Raw genomic sequence first — 16,822 nt, 5'->3', positions numbered from 1 at the left:
CGGCGGCCAGGACGGCGGCGCCAACCGGGTGGTCTGGCAGCTCCTCCGACCCGGGGATCCGGCCACCCCGCGGCGTGAGCATCTCCTCCTGCGTGCGGTCGCGGACCGGCACCGGTGGCGCGCCCAACTGGATGCCGCCCGTGCCGCCCGCGGACAGCCCGACCCGGTGTCGGCAACCGACCCTCTACTCCGCGATGCCGCATGATCTCCAAGTCTTACGACGATTCCGGCGAGGACGTATGAACAAGCTCCTCCTGACCGCGGCCGAAGCCGCCGCGGTCCTCGGTGTCGGCCGGTCCACCGTCTACGAACTGATGGCGGCGGGGCAGATCGAATCCGTCCGCATCGGACGGTCGCGGCGGATCCCACGGGTGGCGCTCGTCGCCTACGTCGACCGGCTCCGCGGCGCCCCGGGCACGGAGGCCGCCGCATGATCACATGCCGGTCCGCGCCGAACCGGACAGCCGAGTTTCGGCAGTGCAGCACACGCGGCGATGCGGCCCGTGGGCCTCCGGCCGTACAGACACAAAAGATCTGTAAGGCGGTCCCGGCGGGTGCGGGAACACCACACCGGGACCTTGATCCGCACCCCTTCTCATACAAGGAGCGCAGACCTGTGCCCATCATTCCGCCTGACCTCGACCCGCCACGCGACCCCTCCGACGGACAGCCCTTCGTCCGCCTCGACGCCCCCGGCCACGGCTTCTACGAGATGACCGTCAAACCGGGCGCCGACCCGTTCGACATCGCCCGGATCGCGGTCGCGATCCCCACCGACGCGGTGTTCGTCGAAGCCCTCGGAGACGTCGACGTGGTTCTGGTGTTCCGCGCGATCCCCGGCAGCACGCTTCCGGCAACGCTTCCGCCGCGCCGACCTGGTCCGGCCGGCGGCTGGCTGCCCGACCTCCGCCCGTATCGGACGGTTCCCGCGCAGCCTCAGCCCCGCTGACCAGGAGTCGCGGTCCTTCCCCCCTTTCTTTCCCGTTCCTCTGCTGGGCGTTACACCCGTCGGGAGCGCGGACGGGTCCAGGGTCGGCGGAGCCGATCACGTAGTGACGCGGTAGCGCCCTGGACGCGGCCGGGCTCCCGACGGACCCTCCTTCGCCCCAGAGGAGCGGGAGCGGCGAACCGCCGGACGCAACCTCCCGGCGTTCTCCTGTTTTTCGCATCATTTCTTCGGCAAGGAGTGATCTTCATCATGTCCGGCAAGCGGCAGGATCCGACCGGAGCAGCCGACGACGAACCGACCTGCTCTGATGCCCAGAGCTCGGAGCGCCAGGCGCGAAATGCCCCCGCTCGCCGGGGTCGTCGGCGCAGCCACGGGGACGGGGCGTTGTTCCAGCGGGCCAGTGACGGCCTGTGGGTCGGTCGCGTCGACCTCGGCTGGATCGACGGGAAGCGGGTCCGCAAGACCGTCTACGGCAAGACGGAAAAAGAATGCCGAAGCAAGCTCAAGGAAGTTCAGAAGGCCGCGGAGCTGGGCGTCAACGTCACCGCGGAGCGTCGAACAGTCACGGTGTGGCTCGGTGAATGGATGGAGATCAAGCGCGGTGACGGGACACGACCCGCGACGCTGCGTACCTACCGCTGGCTCATCAACACGCACATCGTGCCGACGATCGGCCGGATCCAGCTCGACAAACTCACTCCCCTCGACGTCCGACGTCTTGTCGCGGCGGCGAAGGCGGCCGGACTGTCCCCGGTAAGCGTCCGCCACGTGCATAGCCTGATCCGTAACGCGCTCGCCGAAGCCGAACGGCTCGATCTCGTGCCACGCAACGTCGCGAAGGCGGTACGTGCACCATCCGTCCCACACAAGGACGTCCGGGCGCTGCGTCCCGAGGAGGCACGGCGCCTGATCGAGGTTCTGCGCGGTGACCGTCTGGAAGCGCTCTTCGCCTGCGCCCTGATGCTCGGCCTGCGCCGCGGGGAGATCCTCGGCCTGCGCTGGACCGACGTCGACCTTGACGGCGCCGTCCTCCACGTCCGCCAGAGCCTCCAGCGGGTCGACGGCTCCCTGACGTTCGTACCGGCGAAGACCGTCCGCTCACACCGGAAGCTGCCGATTCCGGCTCGACTGGTGGAGCTCCTGCGCCAACACCGAGTGCTGCAGGCAGGCGAGCGGTTCGAACGCGGAGACGGCTGGACTGAGACGGGCCTCGTGTTCACCTCGTCGATCGGTACCCCGTTGGAACCACGGAACGTCAACCGCCGGTTCGATCAGCTTCGGGAAAAGGCCGGGCTCCCCTGGCTCCGCCTGCATGATCTTCGCCATGCGTTCGCGTCGATGCTGTTCTCCGAAGGGGTGCCCGCGCGCACGGTCATGGAACTACTCGGACATTCGACCATCCAACTGACCATGAACACGTACACCCATGTCATGCCCGAGACCCAACGGGACGCCGTGGGCCGCCTGGACCACCTGCTCACCGGCGGCAGGCCCACGGACGACGAGGACGACAGCGCGGACGAAGCCGGAAGCCCCGACCCCACCGACACCGACCAACAGTGATCGATTCCAGATGGGTACACCGTTGGGTACATTGATCTTCAGAAGGTTATCACTGAGAGTAATAACCACTGGTCAGGATGGGTGCGCCGCCAGGGACTTGAACCCCGAACCCGCAGATTAAGAGTCTGCTGCTCTGCCAATTGAGCTAGCGGCGCGTGTCGCGTGCTGTGCGCTGCGACGGGTCCGAATGTACCAGGCTCGGGCGGGGTCGGGGCCCACGGGTAGGCCCCGACCGGACCAACTTGGCCACATCGGCCTCAGGGCTTCTCGCAACCGAAGCCGTCGTGATCGCTGTCGAGACGGAACGGGTCCGGGGAGAGCACCCGGATCGGCCCGGTGACGTAGTGAGGGCCGTTCCCGGAGCCGCCCGCGCAGTCGTAGTCGCCGATCCCGTCCTTCAGGCACACGTCCGGATAGGCCGGGTTGCAGACAGCGGGAGGCGCGGCCGGTGCGGTGGTGGGTGCCGGTCGCGCCGGGGCTGCGGCGGCCCGTGCGGGCGTCCGCGCGGGTGCGGCTGGCGGTGGGACGGATCGTGACGTCGCGATCGTGGCGACGGGAATGCCAGGAGAGGCAGGAGCGTCAGATGCCGTCACGACGGGCACGGGCGGTTGTGTCGGCTNCGCCCCGCTGCCCGCCCCGCTGCCCGCCCCACAGCCCGCCGCGGACAGCGGAGTGCCGACAGCCGACGGCGCGGACGTGGGCGATGGGCTCACGACCGCACTCGGAGCGGCCGACGTCGACACCGCCGCCTGATCGCTTTTCGGAGCCAGCGCCGTGAGGACGAGAAGCCCCAGGAAGCTCGCCCCGGTGACGATTCCAGCGCTCCGGCGGTTGCGGATTCGTGCCTGGTGCAGGTGACCGCGCACCAGCCCGACAAGTCCGACAATCATAATGATTAATGCCAGTAATATACAAAAGGCCAACACGTGGTCCCCCCATGTGTGCGTGGCCAGCGACTCTACAGCGCAGGTGGATCATGCTCGGTCGCCGGGTGGTCCCGCAAAAAGGCTGCCGGACCTGCACACATGGCGCTCGTAGCCGGTGCTCGCGGAGCGTAGCGGCCTGCCGGGATCCCGCGCTGCCACGGGCCCGAGTCGTCTCGGGCCTCGCCGGCACCGGTTGGACGTCCGGTCGCTCCCAGCAGGGACCCGACGTTCAACCGGTGCCGGCCACCGGGCCGCCTGGCCCACGGGCGTCGCGGGCGCCGTCCACGCGGCCGACGGTGCTACGCGCTGACGGCGGATTCCTCCGGCGCTGGGTCGCCGAAACGCCAGCCCGGCGCGATACGGCGCTGGAAGAAGGCACGGAACTCGCGGACGGACGGGCCGTCCGGCTTCACCCAGAGGGTTTTCTCGGGATGCCGCAGCCAACGCAGCACGTCGATGTCGGCGTAGACGTTCCGCCGGACCGTCAGCCACATCATGCGCGCGATCAGGTGGTTGAGCGGCGCGAACAGCGGGCCGGGGCCTATTTTGCGGACAATGACCCGGTAGCCAAAGAACATCAGGTCGTCCCGGACGGGGGTGCCGCCGAGAACAATTGTCAGCAGCGGGCCGGAGCGGTCGACCGTGGCGTCCTTCTGCGTCCGGTAGAGTGACGCGGACGGCCCGATCATCTCGATGAACGCGTACGGCTTGAACCAGCGCTGGACCTTCTTCATGCCGGTCGCGTCGGCAGGCCGCAACTGGTATTCCAGGCGGTCTTCCTTGTTCGCCAGGATGGCGTACTCCAGCTTTCCTACGCCCTTGTGTGCGACCGGGAAGTGGTAGATGTCGGAAACGTGTTCCGCGACCGGCAGCAGCGTGCCCCGGGCGGTGTAGATCTGGCCCTTGAGGTTCAGGTACTTCTTGGAGTCGGCGTAGGGCACCTCGACGAACTCACCGACCGGTTCGGGGCCGTACCAGAACCAGATGTTCCCGGCGTGCTCCCGGACGGGGATCGCGCGCTGGCCGGCCCGCGGGGGGATCTTCGCCTGGTCCAGCCCGGGGATGACCTCGCAGCCGCCGTCGGTCCGGAACTCCCAGGCGTGGTAGCCGCACTTGATCCGGTCATCGACCACGGTGCCGCAGCGGCCGAGGTCAGCACCCATGTGGCAGCACTGGCTGTCCACCATGCCGACCCGGCCGCTCTTCCCGCGGAAGAGCGCGAACTGGTGGGACATGAACTCGACGGGCAGCACCTGGCCCGGTTCGAGATCCTCACTGTACCTGGCGAAATACCAGCCGAACGGGTAGTCGGTCTTCTGTTCCTCGCCGAAGGACTGACCCTCAAGCAGCCGCCTGTCGTATTTCTTGAGTTGCTTCTGCCATTTCGACTTCGCCACGGGTCCTCCGCGAGTAATACTTGGAGAAAAATGGGTGTACACGAGAGATAGCCGGCGAGATGGCCTTGTATTATCGGCCGGTTGACCGCACCGGGCGGTAACGCATGATCGACGTTAGCATGCGGCCCGCGACAGATCCCGAGGATGCCGCTGCGTGACGGAAACAACAAGCGACGCACGGCAGCGAGGTAACATGGTAACGGCCGTGTTTCGAACGGAGGGCACCCACCCAGGCGCCATCCGTTACCCGCCGTACCCCCAACGGCGGCCGGTTTCCCGCGAGGTATGCTCTACCCGTCCGAGACAACGGCAAAGCAACCGCGAGCCCGTATGTCGCCCACCGCACACCGAAGCCGCCGGCGCGATTGTTCCGGCTATTCTGTCGTGGCCGGAACCAGTGAAATCACAGGCTGTTCCCGACTGCTGGAAAAATGTTCGACGCGCAACCAGGAGCCGTCCACACCGGCTCATGCCGGCCCATGCCACACGTTCACCTCGGTGCGCACCGGTGCATGTCCGTTCGCACCCGGCTCACCCGTGGCCGGGCTCAGGGTCGGGGTCCACGTCCACCCAGTTCAGGGTGCGTTCGACGGCCTTGCGCCAGCCCGCGTAGCCGCTTTCGCGCCGGTCCGCCGACCAGCGGGGCTCGAAGCGGCGCTCCTCCCGCCAGTGCGTGGACAGCTCACCGGTGTCCTTCCAGAAACCCACGGCAAGGCCGGCGGCATACGCGGCGCCGAGCGCCGTCGTCTCGGCGACCACCGGACGGCTGACGGGGACGCCCAGGATGTCCGCCTGCGTCTGCATGCACAGGTCGTTGGCGGTCACGCCGCCGTCGACCCGCAGGACGTCCAGGGCCACGCCCGAGTCCAGCCGCATCGCCTCGGCCACGTCCCGGCTCTGGTAGCAGATCGCCTCGAGCGCGGCGCGGGCCAGATGGGCGCCGGTGTGGAAGCGTGACAGCCCGACGACGGCGCCCCGCGCGTCGGAACGCCAGTACGGCGCGAACAGCCCGGAGAAGGCCGGGACGAAGTAGATCCCGCCGCTGTCGGAAACCGTCGCGGCCAGTGTTTCGCTCTCGGCCGCGCTGCTGATGATGCCGAGCTGGTCGCGCAGCCACTGCACGGCCGACCCGGTGACGGCGATCGAGCCTTCCAGCGCGTACACCGGGTCGTCGTCACCGAAGCGGTAGCCGACCGTCGTGAGCAGCCCGTGCTGGGAGGGCACCGCCCGCGACCCGGTGTTCAGCAGGAGGAAGTTGCCGGTGCCGTAGGTGTTCTTGGCCTGCCCGGGGTCGAAGCAGACCTGCCCGACGGTGGCGGCGTGCTGGTCGCCGAGGTCGGCGGTCAGCGCGACCTCGCCGCGCAGCGGCCCGGAGACGGTGGTCGAGCCGTAGCCGGTCGGGTCGGACGACGGCCGGATCGCCGGGAGTATCGCCCGCGGGACGCCGAAGAACTCCAACAGTTCGTCGCCCCAGTCGAGGGTGTGCAGGTCCATCAGCATGGTGCGGCTGGCATTGGTGACGTCCGTCACGTGCAGCCCGCCGCGCGGCCCGCCGGTGAGGTTCCACAGCAGCCAGCTGTCCACGGTGCCGAAGACGGCCTCACCCCGTTCGGCCGCGGCGCGGACCCCGTCGACGTTGTCGAGAATCCACGCGATCTTGCCTGCGGAGAAGTAGGTCGCCGGTGGCAGGCCGGACCGGCGCCGGATCACCTGGCCGCGGCCGTCGCGCTCCAGCGCGGCCACGATCCGGTCGGTGCGGGTGTCCTGCCAGACGATCGCGTTGTGGTAGGGCCGGCCGGTGCGCGGGTCCCACACGATCGTGGTCTCGCGCTGGTTGGTGACGCCGAGCGCGGCCAGGTCCGCGGCGCCGAGGCCGGCGTCGGTCAGGGCCGCCGCGACGACGGCGGCCGTGCGCTCCCAGATCTCCACCGGGTCGTGCTCGACCCAGCCCGCGCGCGGCAGGATCTGGGCGTGTTCGAGCTGGCGGCGGGCGACCTCGTTGCCATCATGATCGAAAATCATGAAACGGGTGCTTGTGGTGCCCTGGTCGATCGCCCCGACGAAATCGCCCATCGCCGTCCTTCCGTCCCGTGCGGTCGTCGCATGTGGCGGCCGCGCCCATCCGGGTGGGCGCGGCCAGCGGCGGCGTTCACCGGAGTGATGACCACCGGTAGTAGCGACCGCTGAAAGTAGCCACGACGTAGGAGCATGGCCCACCGGGAACCCACGGTCCATCGGCGCGTCAGGCCGCCCGGTGCACCAGGCTGCCCAGCGCATCAGGCCGCCCGGCGCGTCAGGCGGTCGGTGGCCGTCGCACGCGGCCAGCGCCCTGGTGACGGCCGACACGCGATGTCCCTGCTGTCCGATGTTTCCGATGTCCGACGTTCCTGATGCCCGGGCGCTCCCGGTGTGCCGTCGGTGTGCCATCGGCGTGCCATCGGTGTCCCCCGCCCGACCGGGGCGAGTATTGACATCAACCCCACATCACACGCATTGTGGACGGCGTGCATACCGAGTCCCGGCTTGTGACCCGCGGTCACATTGATCTGCTGCGGGTCGCGTCAGCAGCCTGTCCGGGTCTTCCTTCCTTCCGTCGATAACCGCGTGCACCCGCACGCTGCCTGACCCGCTCACGGACTGTCGCTCTTCTTCCGTAGGACGAAAGCACGTGTTTCCCGCACGTTTCGTTTCCATCCCCTGTGGGACGCGGAAGAAAAACAACGGCACGCATCCACGCCGGCCATCGCGACAGCTCCCATCCGACGACAGGAGATGCACAATGACCTCCGCGCCGCCCGCGACATTCGCGTCGAGACGGCCGCCCACCGGCATCCATGGACATACAGCCGGTAACGCCGCGTCACTGACCACCACGCTCGAGGCGCCGCCCGGTGTGCCTCCCAGCCGGGGATCCGTCCTCATCCTGACCGGCCGGGACGAGACGGTCGCCTCCTTCGAGGGGCTCCGGCTGCGGCTGGCCCTCGACGGCTACACCACCACCGTCTCGGAGGAGCCCGGCAGCAGTGTGTCGACGCTGGCCGAAGCACGTATTCCCGGCGCATCCTTCGTCCTGCTGGGCTCGGACATCGGCGGGCTGCGCGCGCTGACCCTGGCGGGCTCCCCGGCGCTGCGCCCGGACGGCGTGGTCCTGCTCGGGCTGCCGCTGCTCCAACGTCCCCTCACCGCCGACGGCGGCGCCAGGAGCGGCGAGGATGCCACGGGCACCAGCGGCGTCGGCGGTGCCTACGCCCCGGTGTACCCGGTCCCGCGGGCCCTGCCCGATCTGCCCATCCTGCTCGTCCACGGGGTGGACGACCAGGTGAGCCCGCTGCCGCTCACCCAGATGATCATCCGTACCGCCCCCCGGGCGCGGCTCACCGTGGTGCCCGGCCAGCACGATGTGATCACCGGGCCCGGCTACCGGACGGTGGCCGCCAGCACGCTGGTGTTCCTGGAGTCCCTGCAACACGATCTGCCGCTCGGATGAGCAAGGGGCACGCGGAAACGGCGGCGGGCGGTGCGCGTGCCACGACAACGATCCTTTCCGCGATCCTTTCCGGGGTCACGTCAAGGTCCGAGGTCACGTCAAGGAGATCAGGGCATGTCCACAAGCACCAGCCTCGCCCCCAGCATCCGCGAGCAGTTCCGGCAGACCCCGCTGCGCGTGGCCGACCAGAGCGTCCCGAAGCACCCCGAGCCCGAGGGCTCCGTCGAGGAGATACGGCTGCACCGCAAGCAGCGGCTGGCCGCCGCCTTCCGGCTGTTCGCGAGGTTCGGCTACGACCACGGCATCGCCGGCCACATCACGGCGCGTGACCCGGAGCTGCCCGACCACTTCTGGGTCAACCCGCTCGCCGTGCCGTTCGCCCAGATCAAGGTCTCCGACCTGCTGCTGGTCAACCACAACGGCGACATCGTCATCGGCGACCGCCCCGTCAACACGGCCGCGTTCGCCATCCACTCCCAGGTACACGCCGCCCGTCCGGACGTCGTCGCCGCGGCGCACGCGCACGCGTTGGCCGGTAAGGCATGGTCGTCCCTCGGCCGGCTGCTCGACCCGATCACCCAGGACGCCCTCACGTTCTACGGCAGCCACTCGCTCTACGCCGACTTCAACGGTGTGGTCCTCGACACGGCGGAAGGACGCAACATCGCCGAGGCGCTGGGGCCGAACAAGCTCGTGATCCTGCAGAACCACGGCTTCCTCACCGTCGGACGGTCCGTGGAGGAGGCCGCGTGGCTGTTCGTCACCGCCGACCAGAGTGCGCACGCGCAGCTTCTCGCCGAAGCCGCCGGCCGCCCGAAGCTTGTCCGGCACGAGGTCGCCGCGCCGCTGGGCCGCAGCCGTTCCTTCGGTGGCCTCAGTTTCGCCCCCTACTGGGACATCATCACCGCCGAACAGCCGGACCTGTTCGACTGAGCGCGCCGGGTGGCGCACTGTGTGGGTGACGCGGTTCCCGTCCCGCGTCACCCACACAGCTGTGCGGCCACGGGGCGCCACGGGGTTCGGCAGGCCACGGACCGGCATACTTGCCGACGACGGAGCGACGACGAGAGGACGGCCCGGTGAGCGGTCTGAGCGAATACCTGATCGGCAAACGCGACGCTCTCCTCGCCCATCGGGAGCGGGTGGCCGCCGGCGACGTCAAACCGCTGACCGTCTCGGCGACCGTCACCGCGGAGGGGCGCACCGGCGTGCGCCGCATCCGGGCCCGCGAGTTCCAGATCATCAGTGACAGCGGGCCGGATCTGGCCGGGCACAACCTGGGCCCGACCTCGCCGGAGATCCAGCTCGGCGTGCTGGGCAGCTGCCTGACCCACACCTACCTGATCCAGGCGGCCACGCTCGGCGTCCCCCTGGACTCCCTCGACATCGACGTCACCGCCACCTTCGACCCGCGCGCCGGCGAGCCCGGCTACGAGGACCTGCCGGTCTACCCGCACGATCTGCGCTACGCCGTACGGCTGTCCTCCCCCGCGTCCGACGAGGAGATCAGCGGGCTGCGCGAGGCGGTGGAACGCACCTGCCCGATCCTGAACCTGCTGATCAACCCACAGCCAATCCAGGGCACCCTCGAACGCGTCCCAGCCCTGCCCTGATCAGACGGTACGCGCCGCCCACGTCTCCCGACTGATGGCGTAGACGTTGTTGTCCCGCCACGGGCCGACCGTGGCGATCTTCCGGAAGCTCATCCCGAGTTTCCGGGCGATTCCGTTCGCCCCGATGTTGCCCTGGTCAGTGACGGTGACCAGCTCGTCTTCACCGAGCGCGGCGAAACCGTAGTCGAGCGCGGTCCGGATCGCCTCGGTGCCGAGGCCCTGTCGCCAGCGGTCCCGGCGGATGGAGACGGCGACCTCGACCCCGGGCCAACCGTCGGCGTAGTACAGCCCGGCCCGGCCGAGGAACTCGCCAGTGGCCTTGTCCTCGACCGCCCACATGCCGTAGCCGAGCAGCACCCACATGCCGGCCAGATGGGTGACCAGCCGCTCGGTGCCTGCCCGGTCGAACGGGCCGTTGAGGTAGCGCATGGTCTCTTCGTCGGCGTTCATCGCCGCGTACGGGTCGATGTCCGCCGGCCGCCAGCAGCGCAGGATCAGCCGGTCCGTGACCACCGTCGGCACGACGATGGATGCGGGCTCGCCGAACTCCAGCGTCATCTCGACCCTCCCGGAAGCGCGAGCCGTGCGGACAGCACGCGGACTTGGTCGTGATACTCCCGGACCTCCGTCACGTCCTGCCACCGCGCCAGCCCGACGGCACCATAATCCGGCCGGCCGCGCAACTAACAGGCGATTGGGGGATGTCGTGACACGTACCGGGACCTGCACGATCCGGACCCGACCCCGGGCCGACGTGCCGGCGGACGCGGTGCCGTACGCCGTCGTCGTCTACGGGACTGATCAGCAGCCGGTCGAGGTCCGCCTGCCGTTTCCGACCGTGGCCGCCGCGGAGCACCACGCGACAAGCTGCGGGCTCGACGGCCGCGTGGTCCCTATCACCTTCCCGTTCCGCTCTCCCCGTATGGGGACCTAAAGACGCAGGCCCTCTGCCGTCCGTCTGGTGAGCAGAGGCAGGGGGCCTGTCTGATCGCGCGCCGGCCCGCGGCACGCCCACCCCCGATGCTGACGTGGGTGTAACCGCGGGCCGGCGCGTGCACCATCCCCACCCGACGTCGACAAGATCGTCCCGTGGCGACGTCCCTGTCCGGAACCGCCGGGCAGGGGTTCCACCCCTTCTCCTGTGAGGAGCTCACGGTATGGCTGCTGTGGCTGCCCCGGAAGCAGCGATGACGGCCCGGTTCCTGGTCCGCCCGGACGTGTTCGACCGGCTGGTCGACCGGGTGGCGGTCGAGGTCGCGGGAGGCCGCGACCTCGCCGTCCGGATCGTCGATCAGACGCTGGCGTTCCTGGCTGCCAGCGCGCGGAACCCGGGTGTCGGTCTGGCCCCGAGCCGGCTGGTCGACATCGGGTGGCACGTGTTCGTGCTCGACACCCGCGAGTACGCCGCGTTCTGTGACCAGGTCGCGGGCCGGTTCATCCACCACGTCCCCAACGACGCGGCGAACGAGCCGGTCCGGCAGATGGATGTCCGGGCCCGTACCCTGGCCGCGATCACGGATGCCGGCTATGCCGTCGACATGGACCTGTGGCCTCCGACGGGCACGGGGAGGTGCGGCTCCTGCGCCGATGAGGGGAACTGCTCGGCGTCCGGTAAGGACGGTGACGAGAATCAGGGATCGCGGATCCCGCGGTGATCCAGGAAGGGACCGGCATGGCGGACCTCTGGGATTCGCTTCCCGATCCGGTGCGCGAGGCGGTCGGGCGTCACCTCGGCCCGGTGGGCTCGGTGACCGCCGTCGACGGCGGGCGGAACAACGATCTGGCGGCCGTCGTGTACGGCCGGGACGGGCCGGTGTTCGTGAAGGCGGTCCGTGGGATCGGCAGGCGGATGCGCTGGCTGCGCAACGAGGTCACGGCCGGGACGCTTGCCGCTGGCATCGCGCCGGCCGTGACCTTCGCGGAGGACGTCACCGCGGACAACGACTGGCTGGTCGTCGGGTTCGAGTACCTGCCTGGCCGGTCCGCCGACCTCACACCCGGTTCGGCTGATCTTCCAACGGTCGGGCGCACCCTGGACCGGCTCGGCGGTCTGCCCGCGCCCGGGGTTCCCGGGCTGCACCAGCGGTGGACCGTGCGGGACTGGTGGAGCCGCCTGCGCGAGATCGCTCCGGACGTGGTGAACGGCTGGGACGTCGGCGTCATGGACCGATGGACGGCGCTGGCGCCCGAGGCGGTGGCGGGCGATCGGCTCGTCCACACCGATCTACACGGCGGCCAGTTCGTGATCGGAGCCGACGGGTCGATTCACGTGATCGNGGCCTCGTTCGCGGTCGGCCGCGCCCTGCCCTCAGCCAGACGCATCCCGCGACTCCGCGTTCATGATTGTCCGGCTCGTCGAGGTGGGACATTCTCCGCGGGACGCCGAGACGTGGGCGGCAGCACGAGCGTGCTGGACGGCAGCGGACGACGCGCTCACCGCCTTCGCCGCCTTCGTCGCCGGCCTGTGGACCTACCGGACGGTGACCGGCGGGCCGGGAGCCTCGGCTGCCCGGGCACGGGTGGCACGCCGGTACGCCAGATGGCGACTCGCGGACTGATGTGAACCGTCCCAAACCACTCATTCCGAACCTGCCGATCGGCTCACAGCCGTTCCAGGGCACGCTCCGGTGTCGGTGAGCTGATATCGGTGGCCTGCGGTGCGGGTGATGGCTTGTGTCGGCATGACCGGTAAGCTGAGGGCGACATGTGCTATGTCTCACATGTCGTGTCTGTCGTTCCGCATCGGCTGTCCGGCGCGTCCCTGTCCGTACACCGTGGTCAGTGGCGGGACCGGTCCTGGGGGAGGCCGTTGAAGCATGTCGGGCTACCGGTTCGATGTGTTCCTGAGCTATCGGCGGGCGGGTACGGTCCTGCCATGGGTGCGCAACCACTTCCACCAGATGCTGGTGAAGTGCCTGACCGACGAGTTGGACCGCAAACCCGAGATTTTCATCGATGTCGACCGGATCCCCGTCGGGGACTACTGGCCGGACGTGCTCGCCGAGGCCCACAGCCGGTCACGCCTGCTGGTGGCGGTCTGGACCCCGTCCTATTTCGGCTCGCACTGGTGCGTCGCGGAATGGCGCAGCATGCGGCAACGTGAGGTGGTGTTCGGGCTGGACAAGCCGCTGAACGGGTGTCGCCTGGTATATCCCATACGGCTCAAGGACGGTCACCGTTTCCCCGCGGACGCGCAGCGGTCCGAACACTGGGACATGAAGGAGTGGAACGTCTCCTCGAGCTCCTTCGAACAGACGCCCGCCTACGTCGGGTTCGAGAGGAAGGTGGCGGAGATCGCGGAGGAGCTGGCGGCCAGGCTGGACGTGGTGCCGGAATGGCGCCCGAACCTCCCGATCCTGCGCCCCGAGCCCGAACCGGCCCACCGCGCGGACGTCCCGAGACTGTGAACGCGGTGAGTGGTGAGAACAGTGCGCGGTGAGCGTACGGGAAGCAGCGCGCGCACGAGCGGCACAGTGGTGACCTTCTACTCCTACAAGGGCGGTGTCGGGCGCACCTTCGCCCTGGCCAACACCGCGGCGCTGCTCACCTCGTGGGGCTACCGGACGCTGTGCATCGACTGGGACATCGACGCGCCGGGCATCCCGTTCTATTTCAGCCGCTGGCTGCCTGAACCGCCCGGGACCGGCCTGGTCGATTTCATCGACGATTTCGCGCGGGGCCGTGACCCGCGGGTCGCCGACTACGTCAGCCGGATATCCCTGCCGGGGCGGGACATACCTCTGGACCTGCTGCCCGCCGGCCCGGCCGACCGCTCCTCCTACGTCCCCCGGGCGCAGACGATCGACTGGGCCGGGCTGTACGGCGGGAAGGACCTCGGCGCCTTCCTGGAGGACTGCCGGGAACGCTGGGTGGCGGACTACGACTTCGTCCTGATCGACAGCCGGACCGGGATCACCGACATCAGCGGGATCTGCACGGCGCAGCTCCCCGACATCCTGGTCGTGCTCTTCACCGCCAACGAGCAGAGCCTGCGCGGGGTCCTGGACGTCGTGGAACGCGCCGAAAAGGCCCGCGACGACCTGCCCTACGACCGTTCCCTGCTGCTGACCCTCCCCGTCCCCGCGCGTTTCGACTCCCGGGAGGAGTACCGCCGGGCCCGGGACTGGCAGGAACGGTTCGGCCGGGATCTCGCCCCGCTCTTCCGGAACTGGGCCGTGGAGAAGGTGCCGCTGGAGGGGGTGCCGGTCGAGCGGCTGCTCGGCCTGCTCACGATCCCCTACGTCTCCTACTGGAGCTTCGGCGAGGACCTGCCGGCGCTCGAGGAGGAGGACCCGACCCCGGAGAAGATCGGATACTCGCTGGAGACCCTCGCGGCCACGATCGCCCACCGGCTGGACCGCAGCGACCTGCTCGTGGAGAGCAGGGACTCGTTCGTGGCCGCCGCCACCCGGCAGGGGCTGCGCTCACGCGGCGACGACTACGACTTCGACGTCTTCATCAGTCATGACATCTTTGAAAGCGGACAGCTCGCGAGGTCGCTGGAGGCTCTGCTGACCCGCCGGGGTCTGCGGGTGCTCGGGCCGTCGGAGCAGGCACGACAGCTCGCTACCGGTGTGGAGCGGTCACGCGCGCTGGACACTCTGCTGGCCCGGTCACGACACCTCGTCATACTGGTCGACCGGTACGTAGACCGTTCCCAGAACCACGAAATCAATCGGTTCATGCGCCAGACGCTGGACGACCAATCGGACCGCGCGGTCCTTCCCGTGCTCATCTCCGACACCGAATCGGATAATCTCCCGAGTCCGCTCAGGCACTTCCAGTACCTGCGCATAACAGACGAACAAGATCTTTCTGGTGTCGCGGACGGGATTGTTGGCACAATCACGGGAAGGAACCGCGGCCTGTTGGAACCCGGCTGACCGACGCATATAGCTCCTGTCCTGGAGCAGGCGCAGGGAAATCATTCGGCGGTGAAAAGAATCACGGTGGGCTGGCGGAGCGGCAGGTCGTACCGGTCGCGACAAGATGCCGATCGGGCCGCTCGGGATGATTCGCGCGATGTTGCCCGACGGGGAGATCTGCGGGGCCGTCGGGCGTAATACGTTGAGATCGTCATGGATGCAGAGACTGGCGGCGGGAATGCCGTACAACCATATGGTGATGACTTCGTTACCCATCGGGTCGACCAGGCCAAGGATCTGATCGTCACCCAGAGTCGCCTGCGTGGTCTGTTGCGGGCGAGCCGCATGGTTGCCTCGGACCTGAGCCTGCCCGTCGTGCTGACCCGCATCGTGGAAGCCGCATGCGATCTTGTGGACGCCCGTTACGGCGCGCTCGGCGTGATCGCACGCGACCAGAACCTCGAACAGTTCATCCATGTCGGCTTCGACGAGAGCATGGTCCGCCGGATCGGTGACCTGCCGCGGGGCAAGGGCATCCTCGGCCTGCTCATCCGGGAGCCCTACCCGCTGCGGCTCGACGACATCACCACCGACCACCGGGCGGACGGCTTCCCCGCCGGGCATCCGCCCATGCACAGCTTCCTCGGCGTCCCGATCCGGATCGGGACCAAGGTGTTCGGCAACCTCTACCTGACGGACAAACAGAACGCGTCCCGTTTCACCGCCGAGGACGAGGAACTCGTCCAGGCGCTGGCCGCGAGCGCCGGCGTCGCCATCGAGAACGCGCGGCTTTTCGAGGAGGCGCAGCGCCGGCAACGCTGGTTGCAGGCGTCCACCGACATCACCCGGTATCTGCTGGCCGAGGGGCCGAACCCGCTGGAACTCATTGCGCGCCGGACCCAGGAAATCGCCGTCGCCGACTTCTCCGCTGTGCTGCTCCCCCGTGGGTCGGCCGAGGAACTCGTCGTGGAGGTCGCCACCGGCGAATATCCGGACGGGCTGGTCGGCGCGGTCGTTTCCGCCTCGGATCCGCTGGCCGGCCAGAACGGCCCGTCAATGGTGATTCCGCTGATCGCCTCAGGGGAGAGTGTCGGGGCGCTCGTGCTCGGCCGGCGGGCCGAGGGCCGGCTTTTCACCGACGCCGACATCGACATGGCGTCGGGTTTCGCCGGGCACATAGCGCTGGCGCTCGAGCTGGCCCAGGCCCGCGCCGACCGCGACCGCATCGCCCTCCTGGAGGAGCGCGACCGCATCGCCCGCGACCTGCACGACCACGTCATCCAACGGATCTTCGCTACGGCGATCGGGCTGCAGGGCCTGGTCTCGCGCACCGGCGAGGCGCAGCAGGGGGACCGGCTGACCTCCTACATCGACGACCTGGACGAGACCATCGGCCAGATCCGCACGACGATCTTCCAACTGCGCCGCCGCGGGCGCGACAACGTTCCGAGCCTGCGCGGGCAGATCCTCGACATCGTCGACGACGCGACCGTCTCCCTCGGGTTCGCGCCGCACCTGCGCTTCGAAGGCGCGCTGGACTCCAGCGTGTGCAACATCGTCGGCGAGCATCTGGTGGCGGTGCTGCGCGAGGCCCTGTCGAACGTCGCCCGGCACGCGTCGGCAACCCAGGTGTACGTGACCGTCTGGTCCACCGACGGCCAGGTACGGCTGGACGTCATCGACAACGGGGTCGGTGGGGTGAACCCGGAGGGCCGGGACAGCTCCAGCGGGCTGGCCAACATGCGCAGCCGGGCGGAGGAGCTCGGTGGCAGGTTCATCGTGTTCTCCCCCGCCGCCGCCGGTACCCGGCTGTCCTGGTCCGCCCGGACCCGCGCGCTGGACACAGCGAATACAGCGAATACAGCGAATAAGTCGGACACACCGGATGGGCCGGACGGGCCGCATCCCGCCGATGGCCCGTGTCGCCCGAGCGGCACAGGCCGTTCGAGTGACACGGAACCGTCGAGCGGCACGCAGCCGTCGGATGGCGCTCAGCCGCCGTCGGGCGGCTGAGCCGTCGGG

General features: G+C 69.1%; 15 protein-coding genes, 1 tRNA gene and 1 pseudogene. 13 read left to right on the top strand and 4 right to left on the bottom strand.

Going from position 1 to position 16,822, the window contains the following annotated elements; all coding sequences use genetic code 11:
• The 4 genes and pseudogenes from FrCorBMG51_RS31950 to FrCorBMG51_RS21110 form a co-directional block, all read left to right on the top strand.
• Positions 1–205, top strand: a pseudogene (locus tag FrCorBMG51_RS31950) (hypothetical protein); the annotation flags it as partial.
• A gap of 34 nt (positions 206–239) precedes the next feature.
• The gene (locus FrCorBMG51_RS21120; protein WP_047224756.1) at positions 240–434 is read left to right on the top strand and encodes a helix-turn-helix domain-containing protein; all 195 of its coding nucleotides are present in this window, start codon (positions 240–242) and stop codon (positions 432–434) included.
• Positions 435–616: 182 nt separating this feature from the next.
• Positions 617–949, top strand: a complete 333-nt coding sequence (locus FrCorBMG51_RS21115; protein WP_047224755.1) for a hypothetical protein — start codon at positions 617–619, stop codon at positions 947–949.
• A 249-nt stretch (positions 950–1,198) separates the two neighbouring features.
• Positions 1,199–2,512: a tyrosine-type recombinase/integrase gene (locus tag FrCorBMG51_RS21110; RefSeq protein WP_083731264.1), complete on the top strand. Its 1,314-nt coding sequence runs from the start codon at positions 1,199–1,201 to the stop codon at positions 2,510–2,512.
• 82 nt (positions 2,513–2,594) lie between these two features.
• Here the strand turns inward: FrCorBMG51_RS21110 and FrCorBMG51_RS21105 are convergent.
• The 3 genes from FrCorBMG51_RS21105 to glpK form a co-directional block, all read right to left on the bottom strand.
• Positions 2,595–2,667: transfer RNA gene (locus FrCorBMG51_RS21105), tRNA-Lys, on the bottom strand.
• 1,070 nt (positions 2,668–3,737) lie between these two features.
• On the bottom strand, positions 3,738–4,835 hold the full coding sequence (locus FrCorBMG51_RS25710; RefSeq protein WP_052914905.1) for a Rieske (2Fe-2S) protein: 1,098 nt from the start codon (positions 4,833–4,835) through the stop codon (positions 3,738–3,740).
• Between the two features lie 531 nt (positions 4,836–5,366).
• Complete coding sequence (glpK, locus tag FrCorBMG51_RS21090) at positions 5,367–6,908, bottom strand: glycerol kinase GlpK (protein ID WP_047224754.1); 1,542 nt, start codon at positions 6,906–6,908, stop codon at positions 5,367–5,369.
• Between the two features lie 422 nt (positions 6,909–7,330).
• On the opposite strand from glpK, the gene FrCorBMG51_RS34175 reads away from it, so the two are divergent.
• From FrCorBMG51_RS34175 to FrCorBMG51_RS21075, 4 genes are all read left to right on the top strand, one after another.
• The gene (locus FrCorBMG51_RS34175) at positions 7,331–7,435 is read left to right on the top strand and encodes a putative leader peptide (RefSeq protein WP_420848661.1); all 105 of its coding nucleotides are present in this window, start codon (positions 7,331–7,333) and stop codon (positions 7,433–7,435) included.
• A 179-nt stretch (positions 7,436–7,614) separates the two neighbouring features.
• Positions 7,615–8,322 (top strand): alpha/beta fold hydrolase, encoded by a 708-nt coding sequence (locus FrCorBMG51_RS21085; RefSeq protein ID WP_052914904.1) that lies wholly within the window; start codon positions 7,615–7,617, stop codon positions 8,320–8,322.
• 114 nt (positions 8,323–8,436) lie between these two features.
• Positions 8,437–9,255: a class II aldolase/adducin family protein gene (locus FrCorBMG51_RS21080; RefSeq protein WP_200902536.1), complete on the top strand. Its 819-nt coding sequence runs from the start codon at positions 8,437–8,439 to the stop codon at positions 9,253–9,255.
• Positions 9,256–9,401: 146 nt separating this feature from the next.
• Positions 9,402–9,935 carry an OsmC family protein gene (locus tag FrCorBMG51_RS21075; protein ID WP_047224753.1) on the top strand — a complete coding sequence of 178 codons (534 nt, stop codon included), beginning with the start codon at positions 9,402–9,404 and terminating at the stop codon, positions 9,933–9,935.
• Here FrCorBMG51_RS21075 and FrCorBMG51_RS21070 read toward each other — a convergent pair whose 3' ends face one another.
• Complete coding sequence (locus FrCorBMG51_RS21070) at positions 9,936–10,493, bottom strand: GNAT family N-acetyltransferase (protein WP_047224752.1); 558 nt, start codon at positions 10,491–10,493, stop codon at positions 9,936–9,938.
• A 148-nt stretch (positions 10,494–10,641) separates the two neighbouring features.
• Here FrCorBMG51_RS21070 and FrCorBMG51_RS21065 point away from each other — a divergent pair, with 148 nt between their 5' ends.
• From FrCorBMG51_RS21065 to FrCorBMG51_RS21040, 5 genes are all read left to right on the top strand, one after another.
• Positions 10,642–10,869 (top strand): hypothetical protein, encoded by a 228-nt coding sequence (locus FrCorBMG51_RS21065; protein WP_047224751.1) that lies wholly within the window; start codon positions 10,642–10,644, stop codon positions 10,867–10,869.
• Positions 10,870–11,092: 223 nt separating this feature from the next.
• Complete coding sequence (locus FrCorBMG51_RS21060; RefSeq protein ID WP_047224750.1) at positions 11,093–11,590, top strand: glycine-rich domain-containing protein; 498 nt, start codon at positions 11,093–11,095, stop codon at positions 11,588–11,590.
• Between the two features lie 1,161 nt (positions 11,591–12,751).
• The gene (locus FrCorBMG51_RS21050) at positions 12,752–13,342 is read left to right on the top strand and encodes a toll/interleukin-1 receptor domain-containing protein (protein WP_047224749.1); all 591 of its coding nucleotides are present in this window, start codon (positions 12,752–12,754) and stop codon (positions 13,340–13,342) included.
• A 21-nt stretch (positions 13,343–13,363) separates the two neighbouring features.
• A complete protein-coding gene (locus FrCorBMG51_RS21045; RefSeq protein WP_157180608.1) occupies positions 13,364–14,818 on the top strand; it encodes a tyrosine-protein kinase family protein in 1,455 nt (484 codons plus the stop codon).
• Positions 14,819–15,013: 195 nt separating this feature from the next.
• Positions 15,014–16,813 (top strand): sensor histidine kinase, encoded by a 1,800-nt coding sequence (locus FrCorBMG51_RS21040; protein WP_047224748.1) that lies wholly within the window; start codon positions 15,014–15,016, stop codon positions 16,811–16,813.
• Positions 16,814–16,822 lie beyond the last annotated feature (9 nt).

It is taken from the genome of Protofrankia coriariae, assembly GCF_001017755.1.
In the GTDB taxonomy this organism is placed as follows: Bacteria; Actinomycetota; Actinomycetes; order Frankiales; family Frankiaceae; genus Protofrankia; species Protofrankia coriariae.
This window is presented reverse-complemented; position numbering and strand designations above follow the sequence as displayed.

Coding starts and splice junctions, on each gene's coding strand:
- FrCorBMG51_RS21120 (WP_047224756.1), top strand. CDS start 240: ATGAACAAGCTCCTCCTGACCGCGGCCGAAGCCGCCGCGGTCCTCGGT.
- FrCorBMG51_RS21070 (WP_047224752.1), bottom strand. CDS start 10,493: ATGACGCTGGAGTTCGGCGAGCCCGCATCCATCGTCGTGCCGACGGTG.
- FrCorBMG51_RS21110 (WP_083731264.1), top strand. CDS start 1,199: ATGTCCGGCAAGCGGCAGGATCCGACCGGAGCAGCCGACGACGAACCG.
- FrCorBMG51_RS21080 (WP_200902536.1), top strand. CDS start 8,437: ATGTCCACAAGCACCAGCCTCGCCCCCAGCATCCGCGAGCAGTTCCGG.
- FrCorBMG51_RS21050 (WP_047224749.1), top strand. CDS start 12,752: ATGTCGGGCTACCGGTTCGATGTGTTCCTGAGCTATCGGCGGGCGGGT.
- FrCorBMG51_RS21085 (WP_052914904.1), top strand. CDS start 7,615: ATGACCTCCGCGCCGCCCGCGACATTCGCGTCGAGACGGCCGCCCACC.
- glpK (WP_047224754.1), bottom strand. CDS start 6,908: ATGGGCGATTTCGTCGGGGCGATCGACCAGGGCACCACAAGCACCCGT.
- FrCorBMG51_RS21060 (WP_047224750.1), top strand. CDS start 11,093: ATGGCTGCTGTGGCTGCCCCGGAAGCAGCGATGACGGCCCGGTTCCTG.
- FrCorBMG51_RS21040 (WP_047224748.1), top strand. CDS start 15,014: ATGGATGCAGAGACTGGCGGCGGGAATGCCGTACAACCATATGGTGAT.